The 15,750-nt window shown below is 66.8% G+C and carries 12 protein-coding genes; 7 read left to right on the forward strand and 5 right to left on the reverse strand.

The window, feature by feature from the left end; all coding sequences use genetic code 11:
• Positions 1-493 precede the first annotated feature (493 nt).
• On the forward strand, positions 494-1,264 hold the full coding sequence (locus QE449_RS19125) for an EAL domain-containing protein (RefSeq protein WP_307109424.1): 771 nt from the start codon (positions 494-496) through the stop codon (positions 1,262-1,264).
• A gap of 192 nt (positions 1,265-1,456) precedes the next feature.
• Complete coding sequence (locus QE449_RS19130) at positions 1,457-2,545, forward strand: hypothetical protein (RefSeq protein ID WP_307109425.1); 1,089 nt, start codon at positions 1,457-1,459, stop codon at positions 2,543-2,545.
• A gap of 397 nt (positions 2,546-2,942) precedes the next feature.
• Here the strand turns inward: QE449_RS19130 and QE449_RS19135 are convergent, their stop codons facing one another.
• A complete protein-coding gene (locus QE449_RS19135; protein ID WP_307109426.1) occupies positions 2,943-3,845 on the reverse strand; it encodes an oxidoreductase in 903 nt (300 codons plus the stop codon).
• A gap of 80 nt (positions 3,846-3,925) precedes the next feature.
• Positions 3,926-4,687, reverse strand: a complete 762-nt coding sequence (locus tag QE449_RS19140; RefSeq protein WP_307109427.1) for an SDR family NAD(P)-dependent oxidoreductase — start codon at positions 4,685-4,687, stop codon at positions 3,926-3,928.
• A gap of 102 nt (positions 4,688-4,789) precedes the next feature.
• Here QE449_RS19140 and QE449_RS19145 point away from each other — a divergent pair, with 102 nt between their 5' ends.
• Positions 4,790-5,641 (forward strand): helix-turn-helix transcriptional regulator, encoded by an 852-nt coding sequence (locus tag QE449_RS19145; protein WP_307109428.1) that lies wholly within the window; start codon positions 4,790-4,792, stop codon positions 5,639-5,641.
• Between the two features lie 11 nt (positions 5,642-5,652).
• On the opposite strand, the gene QE449_RS19150 is transcribed toward QE449_RS19145, so the two are convergent.
• On the reverse strand, positions 5,653-5,871 hold the full coding sequence (locus QE449_RS19150) for a hypothetical protein (protein ID WP_307109429.1): 219 nt from the start codon (positions 5,869-5,871) through the stop codon (positions 5,653-5,655).
• 157 nt (positions 5,872-6,028) lie between these two features.
• Complete coding sequence (locus tag QE449_RS19155) at positions 6,029-10,522, reverse strand: EAL domain-containing protein (RefSeq protein WP_307109430.1); 4,494 nt, start codon at positions 10,520-10,522, stop codon at positions 6,029-6,031.
• Between the two features lie 295 nt (positions 10,523-10,817).
• On the opposite strand from QE449_RS19155, the gene QE449_RS19160 reads away from it, so the two are divergent.
• The 4 genes from QE449_RS19160 (at position 10,818) to QE449_RS19175 (ending at position 14,981) form a co-directional block, all read left to right on the forward strand.
• Positions 10,818-10,982, forward strand: a complete 165-nt coding sequence (locus QE449_RS19160) for a hypothetical protein (RefSeq protein WP_307109431.1) — start codon at positions 10,818-10,820, stop codon at positions 10,980-10,982.
• Between the two features lie 886 nt (positions 10,983-11,868).
• Entirely contained in the window at positions 11,869-12,387 is a 519-nt protein-coding gene (locus QE449_RS19165; protein ID WP_307109432.1) for a restriction endonuclease, read from the forward strand.
• Positions 12,388-12,409: 22 nt separating this feature from the next.
• Positions 12,410-12,883: a helicase-related protein gene (locus tag QE449_RS19170; protein ID WP_307109433.1), complete on the forward strand. Its 474-nt coding sequence runs from the start codon at positions 12,410-12,412 to the stop codon at positions 12,881-12,883.
• A gap of 64 nt (positions 12,884-12,947) precedes the next feature.
• Positions 12,948-14,981: a heavy metal translocating P-type ATPase gene (locus QE449_RS19175; RefSeq protein WP_307109758.1), complete on the forward strand. Its 2,034-nt coding sequence runs from the start codon at positions 12,948-12,950 to the stop codon at positions 14,979-14,981.
• A 102-nt stretch (positions 14,982-15,083) separates the two neighbouring features.
• Here the strand turns inward: QE449_RS19175 and QE449_RS19180 are convergent, their stop codons facing one another.
• Positions 15,084-15,719, reverse strand: coding sequence for a DUF305 domain-containing protein (locus QE449_RS19180; RefSeq protein ID WP_307109434.1), 636 nt, complete (start codon positions 15,717-15,719; stop codon positions 15,084-15,086).
• Positions 15,720-15,750: the final 31 nt, after the last annotated feature.

The following is a 15,750-nucleotide window of genomic DNA, read 5'->3' on the forward strand; positions in this document are numbered from 1 at the left end:
AATCGGGCATGAGGCTCAGGAGTGGTCGTGACCCGACGCATTGCCTGGCGCGGGTGCCTGCTTCACTGCTGACATGCTGAACGAATCGGGGCCGGCCGAATATATCGCCCCGGTCCTCGGCGGCGAGGTCGCCGCGACGCTGCCCGGGAATGGGCATCGTGAGCAGGGCCGCATCGTCGGTGCTACTCGGAGGGTGTCAGTTCCCGAGCCGTCCTCGGCAATCACCACGCGTGTCCCCACCGTCCCGGTGCGTAGCCGGTTCCGGCGTGCCGCTTTCGGAGTGCCGCTTTCGGCGTGACGGGACGTCATGCCTACGGCGAGCATGGCCAGCAGAGTTTGTGCTTGTCACCCTTTCAGGGGTGGTGCATCCGTTCTGCGAATGGGGGGTACCACGTCCTCATCTCTCAGACCCGACACGATGCGCCGCCGGCTGCAGTCCACGTGAGCTCGTTCCGCCCGCCGGTGCGGCGCCGTGTGCGAGCAAGCGTTCCCGGTGACTGATTTCGACGGGGACGGAAGCCGCTCCGGCCGCGCCCAGCAGCGGCCGGTCACCGCTGATGACATCTGCGACCTTGTACGTCGCGGCGGACCCACCATGGTGTTCCAACCCATCGTCGACGCCGCAGACCTGAACGTCGTCGGCTACGAAGCGCTCTCGCGGTTCCCCACCGGAACCGCGTGCCCCGCGGAGTGGTTCGACACCGCAGCGCAGAGCGGACTGTCCGGGGCACTCGAAGGCGCTGCGCTGCTCTCCGCTCTGAACGAAGCGGTATCGTTCCCGCCGGGAATGTTCCTCGCGGTGAACCTCTCCCCCGCCGCGCTCACCGACGACCCTCTGCTCGCCGAGCCGCTGCGCCACGCCGCCCGACATCGCCGCATCATCCTCGAGGTCTCCAAACGCACCCACATCCACGAGATCGACACCGTCCTCACACGGGTCAACGACCTACGCGGCGCCGGTGTGGTCATCGCCCTCGACGACGTCGGCGCCGGGCAGTCCGGGCTCCGGCAGGTGATCACCGTCCGACCCGAGATGATCAAGATCGACGCGTTCGTCACCCACGACATCGACACCGATCCTTTGCGTGCAGCCATCGCTGCCGGCACCGTGACCCTTGCCGAGCAATTCGGCATGACCGTGGTGTTCGAGGGCGTCGAGTCCGATGCCGAACTGCGCACCGTCCGCCGTCTCGGCGCCCATTTCCTGCAGGGGTATCACCTCGGGCGTCCCGCCCCCGCCACTCACGGAACCACCCCCCTGTAACGAACATTCTCGCCGCATCGAAGCCTCTGCGACCCTGGGGTCAGCTGACGATCGGCGTCACTGCAGTCGGGTCGCCCGCGGGTGATCGCACACGTCGTCAGTCAGCTCCCTGGCGGAGGTCACAGCTGACGGTCTGACGGTCTGCTCGTCTTTCGGACGTTTCGACTTGTCTCAACCGGGTGGCACCGGGCGATGACCGACCACGACCCACACCGAGAAGGACCCACCCGTCCACCGGGAGACGGCGTCTCGGTACTGCTCATCGCCGACCCCGGCAAACCCGCAGACCTCGCCGAGCACCTCTCCGACCACCTACCCCGACGCCTCACCGAACGAGGATCACCGCCCCGCCGATGGACCACCACCGTGCGCCGACAACCCCTCGTCTCCGACGAACACGCCTCACTCGACGACGTGATCGACACCGTCGACACCGACTCCGACTCGGACCACGAGGACATCGTCGTCTACCTCACCGACCTCCCCCGCCGCGACAACACCGTCCCCGTGATCGGTGAGGTCAGCGCCGATCGCGCGTTCGCGCTGATCTCCATCGCCGCCGTCGGCGGCATCGACCTCGCTCGACGCGTCACCACCGTCGTCGAACTCGCCCTCGCACGCATCCTCGGTGAACCCGAACTCGCGCCGACGGGCGGCGCGAGACGATTCCCCTCCGAACAGCACGAGAACAGCACCCTGTACCTCGCACCGAAGGGACTGCGCAGGCTCCGGCTGCTCTCGGGAATGGTGCGAGCCAACCGGCCCTGGCGGCTGGTCACCGGCCTGTCCAAGGTGCTCGTCGGCGCTTTCGCCACCGGCGCATTCGCGTTGTCCACCAGCACGATCTGGTCGTTCGCCGACACCATGGGCGGATGGCGCCTCTGTGCGGCGACGATCCTGTCGACGGTGGCGCTCATTCTCTGGCTCGTCATCGACCACGAACTGTGGGAACGGCCAGAATCCGACGACGAACGCGAACGCTCGAGGCTCTACAACACCGCGACCGTCATCACCCTCACCATTGGCGTCGCCGTCCTCCACATCGCCCTGTTCGGTCTGCTGCTCTTCACCGCCTGGCTCTCCCTCCGAGCGCACGTCCTGTCCTCGACACTCGGGCACGACGCGACCACCGCCGACTACCTCGAACTCAGCTGGCTCCTCGCCTCCATCGCCACCATCGGCGGCGCCCTCGGATCCGGCCTCGAAGACGACGACGCAGTCGAGGAAGCCGCCTACGGAACCAGACAGCGCCAGCGACACGACAACATGCAGGAAGAGTGAAGAGGTGAGAATTCCGAAGCGAGCGGTGCACTGTGCGGGGCGGCAGTCAGCACGCTCCACGCCTCCGACGTCGACATGAAGCGAGCGGTGTCCGTCCACAGAAGTCTCCGGAGGTCCACCGACCGTCGTGGATATTCATGCGCACAGTCCACCCATGACCACCCGAGTCCATCGAACGAGTGACGAACACGTTGTGACAACTCGTGACATCGAGCGGCATTTCGGCAGTTGTCGCAGGTGCCTGGACTCCCCTGGACCGTGGCGGACCTGCACGGAGTGCTGGCTGGTCCGCCGGAACCACGCGGTTCACGAGTCCGATTCGAAGCCGGTCTCCGCTGTGACGCGACTGCCTGTGAACAGCATCTCGGCAGCGTGCTCCCCCGGGGAAGTGGAACCCTCAGGCAATCGGCGGGTCCCGGCGCAGGCTCGTGTAGCTCACCCCGGTCACCTGCTCGGACAGATTCCACAGGGCGGTCGCGAGCTTCAAGTCGCGCGAACGCTTACTGGACGAGACGACTGTCGGATGGCCGCGCATCTCCCGGAACCCGTCGGGTCCGATGTACGAGCCTCCCTCGACGCCGGCGACCGTCGCCGCGTACAGCTGCGGCAACGCTCCCATGTTCGAGCTCTGACCGATGACACCCGCTCCGAACGAGAAAATCTTGTCGAGGGCAGATTCGGTGTGGGACGCCAGGTTCGTGGACGAGACACCGGGATGCGCCGCGACGGAGACGACCGAGGAGCGCGCTTCCGACAGGCGCCGCTGGAGCTTGTACGCGAACAACAAATTCGCCAACTTGGACTGGCCGTAGGCAGCCCAGCGACTGTAGCGGCGGTGCTCGAAGTTGGGGTCGTCGATCGAGATGTCTCCGCTCGTGTGCGCGAGACTGGACAGCGTGACGATCCGGTCGGAGATGCGGTCGACGAGCAGTCCGGTCAACGCGAAATGCCCGAGGTGATTGGTCCCGAACTGCATCTCGAAACCGTCGGCCGTCCTCTTCTGCGGCAGCGCCATCACACCGGCGTTGTTGACCAGGACGTCGAAGGGCTCGGTCGCGTCGGCGAAGCGTCTCACGGAGGCCAGATCGGCGAGATCGAGCTCACGAACGGTAGCAGTCGGCCCGATCTCGCGGGCGACATCCTCTCCCCTGTCGGTATTGCGACACGCGAGTACCACCTCCGCCCCACGAGCACCCAGGGCTCGGGCCGTGGCCGCACCCAAGCCACTGTTGGCGCCGGTCACGACGAAACGCCGCCCCGTCTGATCCGGGATGTCTGCGGTCGTCCACGTCGAGGTCACCGGTCCGACAGTAGCCGTGCGCGGCGGGTCACTCGGGAAACTGCAAAGGTGCCCTCCACGAGAACCTCGGCCACCGCCGCCTAATGGGTTGCGGTGATGCCACCGTCCACCGGGATCGTCGCCCCGTGCAGGTACGCCGCCTCATCCGAGACCACCCACGCGATGGCCGACGCGATCTCTTCCGGTCTACCCGGACGTCCGGCCGGTATGCCGGCCGTCATCTGACTGATGACGTCGCTACTCGAGTCGTTGATCGGGGTTCGGGTGGCGCCCGGCGCAACGGTGTTCACTCGCACCCCCTGCGGTCCGAACTCGGCGGCCCAGCTTCGAGCGAGCTGAGCTTCGGCCGCTTTCGTGGCGGAATACAGGCCGACGAATGCGTGGCCCACCGCGGCCATCCACGACCCGACGACCACGATCGCGCCGGTGCCTCGTTCGGCCATTGCCGGGGCCAGGGCTGCGGTGAGAACATGCGGTGCCCGGACGTTGACGGCAAGTGTCGCTTCCAGATCGGCGTCGGTGAGGGACACGGTGTCGACGGCGGGGCAGAGTGCCGCGTTGTGCACCAGGATGTCGACCCGCCCGTCGAGAGCGGTGGTCCACGCGGCGGCCAGCGCACGCAGGTCGGCAGGTGACGCGGCGAGATCGCCGTTCACGAACGCGGCGGATCCGCCGGCGCCTTCGATCTCGGCGACCAGATGCGCACCACGTTCGGCGTCGCGCCCGGTGATCACGACGCGAGCGCCACGGGCCGCGAGTTCGCGGGCGGTAGCGGCGCCTATTCCGCTCGTCGAGCCGGTGACGACGGCGGTGCGGTCGGACAGATTCGATGGGTTGCTCATGACGGCCAGTCCACAGTGCGATCACGTGACGCACCAGGGCGAGCACTGCCTGGTCACGCCGTGACCAGGCAGTGTCCGGGATGTCTCCGTAGTCTCGGCAGGGTGCCAGCAGACAGATCCGCACTCGGAGCGTTCCTCCGGTCCCGACGTGACGCACTCACGCCGGCAACAGCGGGGATTGCGCCATTTCCCGGTCCGCGGCGCGTTCCGGGCCTGCGCAAGGAGGAGCTCGCGGTGCTCGCGGGCCTGAGCCCCGACCACTACAGCCGGTTGGAGCAGGGTCGCCAGCACACGGTCACCGACGACATCGTCGACGCCTTGAGCCGGGCCTTGCGCCTCGACGAGATCGAGGACGCACACCTCCGGAATCTCGCCGCTCCGCTTCGCCGGAAACGCTCGAGTGCGTGGGAGTCTGCGCAGGGTCCCGATCCTGGTCTTCTCCGGGTGCTGACCATCATGGACCACGTTCCTGCGCTCGTCCTCGGGCGCCGCTCGGAGATCCTGGCGTGCAACACGCTGGCGCGGGCAGTCCTGGGGGCAGAGATAGACGCGGGCGCCGTGTTGGTGCGCTGGCTCTTCTTGGATCAGCGTGCGAGGGAACGAATCGTCAACTGGTCCGATTACGCGTCGGCCGCGGTGGGTGCGATGCGTTACGAGGTCGGACGCCACGTCGCGGACGCCCGATTGACGGTTCTGATCGACGAATTACGTCTGGCAAGTGGAGACTTCGCCCGGTGGTGGAATGATCACGGCGTAGCGGATCGCACGTCCGTCGACAAGAAGATCGCTCACCCCGTGGTAGGCCGACTCGCGTTCGGCATCGAATCTCTTGTGTCGCCCCTCGATCCGGAGCAACGCTTGATCATCTACACCGTCGAGCCCGAGTCGTCCACTGCTCGGGCACTTCCGATGTTGGCGTCGTGGGGCCCGGCATCCGCCGAGTCGATGGGCTGACGCGGGGACGATCACACGATCGGCCGGTCCCGCGCGGGTGGTATCGGCGGTACCTTCGACTGTGCCCAGATCGTCTCGTCGTTCACCGCCGCAACCTCCACGGGTCCCGACACGTTCGTCACGCGGGTGCCGAATACGTCTCGTCCGAAAGCCGAGCCGTACTCCTGCGCATCACGCGTCGCCCATTGGCTCGACTCGGTGACGTGCAAATAGAGGATGTCGCCGACCACCGTAACGCCGCGGTGGATGCGGCAGCACGCGGTCGGGCCCCCAGCACCCACCTGAGTAGCACTCGACGACCTCTGAGTCCCCGGTGTCACACGGCCGGCTGACGCATCGCGGGTGCTACATGCGGCTGGACCGAAAGCGACTGCTGTATGCGATCTTTCATCCGCCGTCACGGATCGTCTCGATCAGGTCCAGCAAGGGCATGGGGTGACCGTGGTAGTACCCCTGCGCCAGCTCGGCACCGGTCGCGGCGGCGACGGCGGACAGCCTCGCATCACCAACGCCCTCGATGACCGCGGTGGCCTCGAGTGCATGGGCGAGCCGCACGGCTGCGTCGAGGATCCGCTCGCCGCGAACGTCTTCGGCGGCACGTTCGGTGAGGGTGCGGTCGATCTTGATGATTCCTGGTCTCAGTCGCCCGAGCAGCTCCAGGTTCGAGTACCCGGTACCGAAGTCGTCGATGCTGATCGTCGCTCCGAGTCTCTGCAGCAACGTCAGCGCACCGAAAGCGCGATCACCGGGTACCAGGGTCACGTGCTCGGTGACCTCGATGACGATCCTGTCGAAGCCGGCGTCCGGGTGCCAGGACAGCAGCCTGTCCATCAGCTCGCGTTCTCGGAGCTCGGTGACGGAGAGATTGAACGCGACTCGCGGGTGGTCGACACCGAATCGCCGGTACAGGGCCGCGACGTCGTCGATGAGACAGTCGAGCGCGAGGTGCCCGAGGGCGCGCAGTTGACCGGTCTCGGTCGCAAGGGTGATGAACTCGCTCGCGGTGACCAGTTCACCGTCTCGCCGCCACCGCATGAGGGCCTCGACCATCACTGTCGCACCCGTGGAGATGGACCGGATGGGTTGATAGTGCAGTTCGAATTCGTGCGCTCTGACCGCGGATGCGAGCTGGTGGCGGATGGTCGCTCTGACATCGGCGTCGTGGTCCATCTCGGCCGTGAAGTAGACCGCCCGATCTCGACCGTTCTGTTTCGCCGAGTACATCGCGACGTCGGCGTTGTGGAGCAGGTCGTCGACGGTGGTCCCGTCGACCGGCTGCACGGCGACTCCGATCGAGGCGGAGACGAATGCGGTGACGTCGTCGATGACGACAGGTTCACGAACGGCAGCGAGCACTCGATGGACGAGGCCGTCCAGCGTGTCGAGGTCGTCGGCCCCGGTCACGAGCATCGCGAACTCGTCGCCACCGAATCTGCCGACGAGCTGATCGGTGCGCGCGGCGCGCTGGAGTCTGGTCGCGATGACACCGAGAACGAGGTCACCGTTCCGGTGGCCGAGTCGGTCGTTGACCTCCTTGAATCCGTCGAGGTCGATCCACAGCACAGCGGACGCGGCACCCTCCGCCGTGACCATCTCCATGGCCTGAGCCCGGAAGAACGCTCGGTTGAGCAGCCCGGTCTGGTGGTCGAACTGCTCGCGTGCGGCCAACTCTGCACTCAGATGGCGCAGCCGGGAACTGTCGTGAACGACCACCACGGTGCGGCCGTTGCCGGCCCTCCGGAGGATCTCGATCGTCGCCGGTGTGCTGTGCCCGTCCGCGTGCAGCACCCGGCGGCTCTGTGTGTCGTCGTCGTCGAGGGCACGGTCGTCCGGCGGCAGGACGCTGAGTACCGTGCGGCCGGTCAGCGCGTCTGCTGAATGTCCGGTCATCGCCTCGATCGCGGGGCTGCTCCGCTCGATTCGCCCGTCGCTGTCGACGAGGAGTAGTCCGAGCGAGCTCGAGTCGAACATGGCGGACACGAGTTCGGTGCGGCGCTCGAGTTGTTCGGTGAGTTCGTGCTGTTCGGTGACGTCGAGTGCGGTCCCCACGCGCAGCGGAGGCGATCCGTCCGGTGGTTGTATTCGAGCGGCCGATTCGTCGATCCATCGGACGGTGCCGTCCGGGCGAACGATGCGGTAGCGAAGCTGCCAGTCAGGGGACGCGGACGCGGACACGGCGGCCACGCGGTCGCGATCGGCGGGGTGCACGGCGATCAGCAACAGCGACGGGTCGGCGAGGACCCTGGCCCGATCGAGCCCGTACATCTCCTCGACCCGGCGGGTGAGCAACGTCAACGCCCCGGACGAGTCCCGTTGCCACACCGTCTCGCGGACCGAGTCGGTAATGACTTCGAGGTTGGCCAGCGCGCGTTCGCGGGCGCGGCGCTCGGCGGTGATGTCGGTGACGTCGATGACCACGACGATCACGCCGAGAATCTCCTCGTGGTCCCCACGGTACGGCTGGGTCTGGACCAGTAGATCCCGTCCGTCGCCGCCCGACTCGAGAATCCTCGAGTCCCCCGCCAGAGTCTGCAGGAGCAGGTCGGTCAGACCGGGCATCGCGATGGTGGTCGGTATCGCGGACAGCTCGCGCCCCACGTCCGAGGGGATCAGGGAGAACAAGCGCACCGCCAGGGCGGTGTACCGGGTGACGCGGAGATCCCGGTCGAGCAGCACGAGCCCGTTCGTCAGAGAGCTCTGAATATTCTCCAGGTCGGTGTTCGCGCGGGTCAGTTCCGCGCCGCGGACAGCGAGTTCCTGATTGAGGGTGACGAGTTCCTCGTTGGTCGCCTCGAGTTCCTCGTTCGAGGCCTGAACCTCCTCCGATGATGCCTGCAGTTCCTCGGAGGAGGCTTGCAACTCCTCGTTGAGGGCCTGCAGTTCCTCGTTGGATGCGCTGAGGTCCTCCACAGTCGCCTGCAGCGCGTCGTACACGGTGTCGAGCTCGACGCGCACCTCCACCGGTGGCGCATCGACGTCGGCGTCGGGTGTGTTCTCGGGCCGCGAATCGGAATCGGCCTCGGCCTCGGCCTCGGCCTGGAAGGCGATGATCGCGCCCGCACCGGACCTCCCTTCAGCGGTGTCGATGCGAGTGACCGAGATCCGAACGGACTCCCGGTCGCTGCGTATCGACCGAGTCACCGTGCGCGGCGCACTGAAACGGAGCTGACTGAGCATCGCGCGCACCGCCGCACGGTAGTCGTCCTTCACCAGATCGACGACGTGCCCGCTGTGGACCCCCTCGCTCACCGCGACCCACGGTGTGACGTCGCCGATGACCTCCACGAGTACCGCTCGGTCGTCGACGATCAGCGCCGACGGCGCCACCGCCTTGACGATGTCGCTGTAGAAGCGGTCGCCGACGGCTGTCGAGCGCGGTGAGACGTCTCCACGATCGACGACCTTCGCCCCGCGGACCGGGTGCCCGATGCCGCTCAGCGGCAGGCCGAGGGCACGTGGACTCTGGCGTCGCCGATACAATCTGCGCTCGGCGTCGACGGAGACGAAGGCGTCGTCGGTGCGCGGTACGCGTTCACTCTGCCCGAGCAGCAGCAGTCCCCCGGGATTGAGAGCGAACTGACACAGCTGCAGAGCCCGCTCCTGCAACCGGGGTTGAAAGTAGATCAACGTGTTGCGTAACGAGATCATGTTCAGATCGGGAAACGGGGGATCGAAAGCCACGTTGTGTCGAGCGAAGACGATGCACTCCCGTAAGACTGGGGAGATCTCGAACTCCCCCTCGAGATCACGGGTCCATCGCACTCGTGCGTACTCCGGCAGCGCATTCCGCTCGCCGATCGGGTATCGCCCGACCCGAGCGATCGTCAGTGCGCGCTCGTCCAGATCGGTGGCGAAGATCTTCAACCGTTGCGACAGTTCGACATCCGGTACGGCCAGGGCTTCCGCGACGAGTACGGCGAGGGTGTACGCCTCTTGTCCGGTGGCGCATCCAGGCACCCACATCCGGACCTGACCACCCTCCGACGCGGAGACGACCGCGCCCAGATGCTCGCGCAGCCCGTTCCACACGCCCTGGTCTCGGAAGAATGCGGTGACCGTGACCAGCAGGGCGCGGGCCAGCGCCGAGGCCTCGGTCGGCGACTGCCGGAGATGCTGTAGGTAGAGCGCAGTCTCGGCGATGGCCGACAGACGCTGGCGGCGGATGATCTGCCGCTGCAGCGTCGAGGTCTTGTAACCCGAGAAATCGAGCCCACTCTGCTCGTACAACGCGGCCACGACGTCGTCGACCACGCCCGTGCCGATGACCTCGGACGGCGGCGAGTCGGGCGGAGCGCCGCGGAGAAAACGTTCGAGCGCGCCGGGGATGTCCGCAGCTGCTTCCTCGATGTCCACCGACCCGGTGGCGAACGACGCCGACGGCATCGAGTCGAACGCGGCCGTCGCCCGCTCCTGCACCGCCACGACTCCACCCGCCGACTCGACGGCCTCGACCCCCGACGCTCCGTCGCTCCCCGTGCCGGACAACACGACCACCACCGATCGATCCCCGAACGCCTGCGCCGCGGACACGAACAGGCGGTCGATGCTCGGCCAGGGACGCGTGTTCAGATCGGGGACGTCGATCGATATGCTTCGTTCGCGGACCGCGATGTCATGACCCGGTGGGGCGACGAACACGGTGTCCGGGCGCAGGTCGTCACCGTCGGCCGCCTCGACCACGTGCAGTGCACTCGCGCGGTCCAGAAGGTGGGCGAGTTCGCTCGTCCCTGTCGGTGCCGTGTGTTGCGCGATGACGACACACCACCCCAGGCCCACCTCTACCGCGCCGAGCATCGCAGTGAGCGCGTCCAGTCCGCCTGCCGAGCCGCCGACCACGATCACGTACGACGGTTTCGCCTCGTCGTGCGAATCCCAGGGCACAGAAATCTCCTCCCCGGACTTGCGAACCTGCCGCGCGGTTTTCACGCCTCGAACCGACACAGTGTCACACGTCCGCACGCAGTATCTCCGATCAGCCGGAAGACGACATCGACACAGGCCGGATACGCCACGGGATTCACAACACGTGAATGAGGACCTCACTCCGGCGACGACGTGCGCGCTGCGGCGCAGATTCGACCCGCACCCGCCCGCCGTGGCGGCATCCCGGGCGAGTACTCGGGAGTACTGCACGACCGATCGACAGTCGCCCTCTCGATAGAGGTGCGGCGGTCACATGAACTATGCAGAGATGTCCTCGGAGTTGCTCGTCGAACTGTACGAGCGACTGCAGCGAGACAGGCGATCAGCGGTGGCGCGCAATGCCCCGTCGGACGAGGTCATCTCGGTGTCGAACGCGTGTACGCGGGTGCGCCGGGAGCTGGACCGGCGCCACAGTTGATCCTGTGACCCCACGAGCTCGGTGCATCAGTCGATGTGACGAGCAGGTTGTGCGCCGGCGGCGCCGCGCCGTGCGCTCGACCGCGTTCACGAGGGCCGTGTCGGGTCGGTCGAGGCGTGGCGTGGCCCAGGTCGGCAGATGCTCGGTGCAGTAGCCACTTATCGCCAGTGGCATCAGTACGCCCGCCTCCGCTGCTGTGAAGCCGAAGTCGGTGATGACGGCGGTGGCATCCGCCACAGCAGAGCCGGCGTCGAGGAATAGAAGCATTCCTCCTGGTCAGGGGCGTTCGAGAGCCTCCTGTCAGAATTGAACCGAAGACCGCTCGCTTACAAGGCTTCGACGGCCCGATCAGGTGAATTCACCTGGACTCACGAAACCCGGTCTGAGCTGCGTGTTCGTCCATCAGCGTCCGCCCCGGTCCACCTCCGTCCGTCCCGACTTGTGACACTCTCGTGACACCGAGAATCCCCTACGTCGAACTCGACTAGTCCGTATTACCCTGGTGGACATCGTATCTCGTTGATCGACAAAGCAGCAGACGCGGGTCCAGCCGCATGACAGTTGCGGCCACGCGTCAATGAGTCGCGACTCGGCTTCACGATCGCGTCACTAGCAAACGCGGCTGAACGAAGGCCCACACCGGCCGAGTGCAATGCGTGGGAACGACCTCACCTCCGAGGACAACCCGCCAAGCTCGACCGGAGGTCTGCCGGAGCCGCAGAGGACGCTCGTCGGAAGCACTCGCGCCAGCTCACTCAACTAGTTTGATCCGCGCAACTCCTGGGTGGTGTGGCGCAGGATCTGCGCCCTAACGGTCCCGAGGAGTCATTCGAGTAGTTACGCGAGGGCGACAAACCAGTCGGTACGGCCAGCTGAAGTTCTCGGAATGGGCACATTCGCTGCCCTTTACGACACCTGCTCCGAAAACAATCACATCCGAGGCAGGCAGTTCGAGCGCATCTGCAAGTGGTACCTCGAGAACGACCCGTACTACCGACACACGGTTCGGAAGGTTTGGCTGTGGGATGACTGGGATCACAGGTGGGGCAGCGACGCCGGCATCGACCTCGTGGTCGAGGACAGTGTCGGGAAGGCCTGGGCGGTGCAGGTTAAGGCTTACAGCCCCGATCACGCCGTCACGAAGCGCGACGTCGACAAGGTCCTCTCCGAGTCGTCGAGGAAGTGGTTCGACTATCGCCTTCTCATCGCTACCACGGACCGGTTACACCACAGCCGGATCGGGCTGGCCAAAGCCATGCGCAAATATGACCTCCGCCGGGTCATCGCTTCCATTCGCGGGTGCTGCGAGCACAGAGATTCGCCGCCGAGATGCCCGACGTTCTCGACTGGATGCCTGCAGAAGAACGACCGTCCGGAACATTGTGGCCGGGTTCGCCTCCGGTGATATGTCGTCCGTTGAACGTCACGTGAAGCTTCAGCGTCTCCGCCAACTCGACGACGACGAACGCGGCGTGCTGGCCAACGCCAGATGGCTCGCCGAGGGCGTCGACGTCCCCACCCTCGACGGTGTCGCCTTCATCGACCCACGAGGCTCGGAGGTCGACATCGTTCAGGCGGTCGGGCGGGCAATCCGGTTGGCCGAGAACAAAACCGTCGGCACCATCGTGATCCCGGTGTTCATCGATACTGCCGCAGAAGGGTGCGGAATCGCATCAGCTGCACGATCCGATGCGTGCAGGAACCGAGACCGAGTGAGACGGCACACCTTCCCACAGCCGACCGAGCGGCGTATGGTCTTGATTACATACCCCCTGGGGGTATCGACCCGGAGCAGGACACAGCGGGTAGCCGACCGCAGCGATGCGATGGACTACGGCACGTCCGAATCTCCGACCGGTACAGGGCATTGCACAGCAACACCTTTGGAATCGAGGAATTGACATGATCGAATCATCACCGGCCACCGTCCGGACGGACAGTTCGCACGATCACGACCATCACGACATGGCCGGCGGCCACGGCGGCCACGGCGGCCACGGTGGCCACGGCGGCCACGGCGGCCACGGCGATCATGCAGGCCAGTTCCGGAGGTTGTTCTGGGTGATGGTCGTGCTGGCCGTTCCGGTGATCGCAGCGTCGGACATGTTCGCGATGGTCCTCGGGTACGCACTTCCGCACAGCTCCTGGATCGGGTGGGTGTCCCCCGTGCTGGGCACAGTCATGTTCGTGTGGGGTGGCTCCCCGTTCCTCACCGGTGCCGTCAGCGAGATCCGCGGCCGCACACCGGGAATGATGCTGCTGATCGCGTTGGCGATCACCGTCGCGTTCGTCTCGTCTCTCGGTGCGAGTGTCGGTCTGCTCGATCATCAGCTCGACTTCTGGTGGGAGCTGGCACTGCTGATCGTGATCATGCTGCTGGGGCACTGGATCGAGATGCGCTCACTCGCGCAGACGACGTCGGCCCTGGACTCGCTGGCCGCGCTGCTCCCCGACACCGCGGAGCGGGTCGACGCCGATGGTGAGGTGACCGTCTTGGATCCGGCGCAACTGCAGGTCGATGACGTGGTGGTCGTGCGCCCCGGCGGCCGGGTCCCGGCCGACGGTGTCGTCGTCTCAGGGGCCGCGAGCATGGACGAGTCGATGATCACCGGCGAGTCCCGCACCGTACGCCGCAGCGACGGGGACACCGTCGTCGCCGGCACTGTCGCCACCGATTCCGGGATCCGCGTGAGGGTGTCCGCCATCGGCGAGGACACCACCCTCGCCGGCATCCGGCGCCTGGTCAGCGACGCGCAGAACTCGACGTCGCGGGCGCAGCGGATCGCGGACATCGCCGCGGCGTGGCTGTTCTGGTTCGCCCTCGGCGCCGCCGTCCTCACCGCCGCCGCCTGGACCCTCCTCGGCTCCCCCGACGACGCGGTCGTCCGCACGATCACCGTCCTGGTCATCGCCTGCCCCCACGCGCTGGGCCTGGCGATTCCGTTGGTGGTGTCCATCGCGACCGAACGCGCCGCACGCGGCGGCGTCCTGATCAAGGACCGCCTCGCGTTGGAGTCGATGCGCACCGTCGACACCGTGCTGTTCGACAAGACCGGCACCCTCACCCGCGGCGAACCCGCCGTCACCGACGTCGAGGCCGTGGACGGGCGCACCGTCGAGGAGGTTCTGGCGCTGGCGGCAGCTGCGGAAGCGGATTCCGAGCACCCGTTGGCACGCGCGATCGTCGCCGCTGCTGAGGGCCGCCGGCTCGATATCCAATCTGCGCAGGACTTCCGGTCCTCCCCTGCGGTCGGGGTGTCCGCGGTCGTCGACGGCGCCGCCGTGCGGGTGGGTGGTCCGGCGATGCTCGAGCAGGAGCGCCGGTCCGAGCTCGGTGTGGCCGATCGGTGGCGGCGGGACGGGGCGATCATCCTGCATGTCGTCTCCGGTGGCGCCGTGATCGGAGCGCTGAAACTGGCCGACGAGATCCGCCCCGAGTCCCGCGCCGCGGTGGCCGATCTGCACGCCCGTGGGGTGCAGGTGGTCATGATCACCGGCGACGCCGACGCGGTCGCCGCCTCGGTCGCCGGTGAGCTGGGTATCGACCGCTACTTCGCCGGGGTGCGCCCGGAGGACAAAGCGCAGCGGGTGGCGGACCTGCAGGACGAGGGCAGGAAGGTCGCGATGGTCGGTGACGGTGTCAACGACGCCCCCGCCCTCGCCCGCGCCGACGTCGGCATCGCCATCGGTGCAGGCACGGATGTGGCGATCGCGTCCGCGGGGGTGATCCTCGCCAGTGACGACCCCCGCTCGGTGCTGTCGGTGGTCGATCTCTCCCGCGCTGCGTACCGGAAGATGAAGCAGAACCTGTGGTGGGCCGCCGGATACAACCTGCTCTCCGTGCCCTTGGCGGCCGGCGTGCTCGCGCCCATCGGGTTCGTGCTCCCGATGTCCGTGGGAGCGATTCTGATGTCCCTGTCGACGATCATCGTCGCCGCCAACGCCCAGCTGCTCCGTCGACTCGACCTCCGGCCCGGCACTGGTACCCCGCGGGACTGACCTGCGGCCCTCCGATACGACGCAGCCCCGCACCGACATCGGTGCGGGGCTGCGTCGTTCGTCGAGCAGGACCCGAAACTGCGGTACCGGCCGGGTTCTCGGTCAGCCCAGGAGCTGCTGCATGCGGGAGATCTCGGCGTTCTGCGTCTCGACGATGGTGCGGGCCATCGCGACCGCGTCCGTGTTGGAGCCGTCGGCGATCTCCTTCTCTGCCATCGCGACCGCGCCCTGGTGGTGGGCGATCATCATCGTCAGCCACTGGCGGTCGAAGTCAGCACCCGACGCGGCCATCAGCGAGTCCATGTCCTGTGGAGTCATCATCCCGCTGCCCGATCCGTGGTCCATACCCTCCATCGAGCTCGCGTCCGACGACGGCGCCGGCTGACCCCACTGCACCAACCACGACGTCAATTGCTCCATCTCGGGTTTCTGGGCGGCGGCGATCTCCCCTGCCAGGGCGACGATGTCCGGGTTCGTCGTGCGCCCGTCGACCATGGTGGCCATCTCGACGGCCTGTGCGTGATGGGGATACATCATCGACGCGAACATGACATCGGCGTCGGTGAAGTTCGCTGCGGGATCCGCGGACTGCGCCGACGAAGACTCCATCGACGTGGACGAGCCCATCGAGTGGCCCTCCATCGACGTGCCCGATCCGTCGTCGCCACACCCTGCGAGGAGGGCGATGCCGACCGCCGCGGCGGCGAGGACGGTGGTTGTTCTTCTGTTGATACGCATGGAAGTACTCCTGAAGTGTGTCGAACGAGAG

Origin of the sequence: Rhodococcus sp. SORGH_AS_0303, from assembly GCF_030819335.1 — a bacterium.
GTDB lineage: Bacteria > Actinomycetota > Actinomycetes > Mycobacteriales > Mycobacteriaceae > Rhodococcoides.

Bases quoted from the DNA above. Each gene is read 5' to 3' on its own strand.
- QE449_RS19130 (WP_307109425.1), top strand. From the start codon at position 1,457: ATGACCGACCACGACCCACACCGAGAAGGACCCACCCGTCCACCGGGA.
- QE449_RS19140 (WP_307109427.1), bottom strand. From the start codon at position 4,687: ATGAGCAACCCATCGAATCTGTCCGACCGCACCGCCGTCGTCACCGGC.
- QE449_RS19160 (WP_307109431.1), top strand. From the start codon at position 10,818: ATGAACTATGCAGAGATGTCCTCGGAGTTGCTCGTCGAACTGTACGAG.
- QE449_RS19165 (WP_307109432.1), top strand. From the start codon at position 11,869: ATGGGCACATTCGCTGCCCTTTACGACACCTGCTCCGAAAACAATCAC.
- QE449_RS19175 (WP_307109758.1), top strand. From the start codon at position 12,948: ATGGCCGGCGGCCACGGCGGCCACGGCGGCCACGGTGGCCACGGCGGC.
- QE449_RS19180 (WP_307109434.1), bottom strand. From the start codon at position 15,719: ATGCGTATCAACAGAAGAACAACCACCGTCCTCGCCGCCGCGGCGGTC.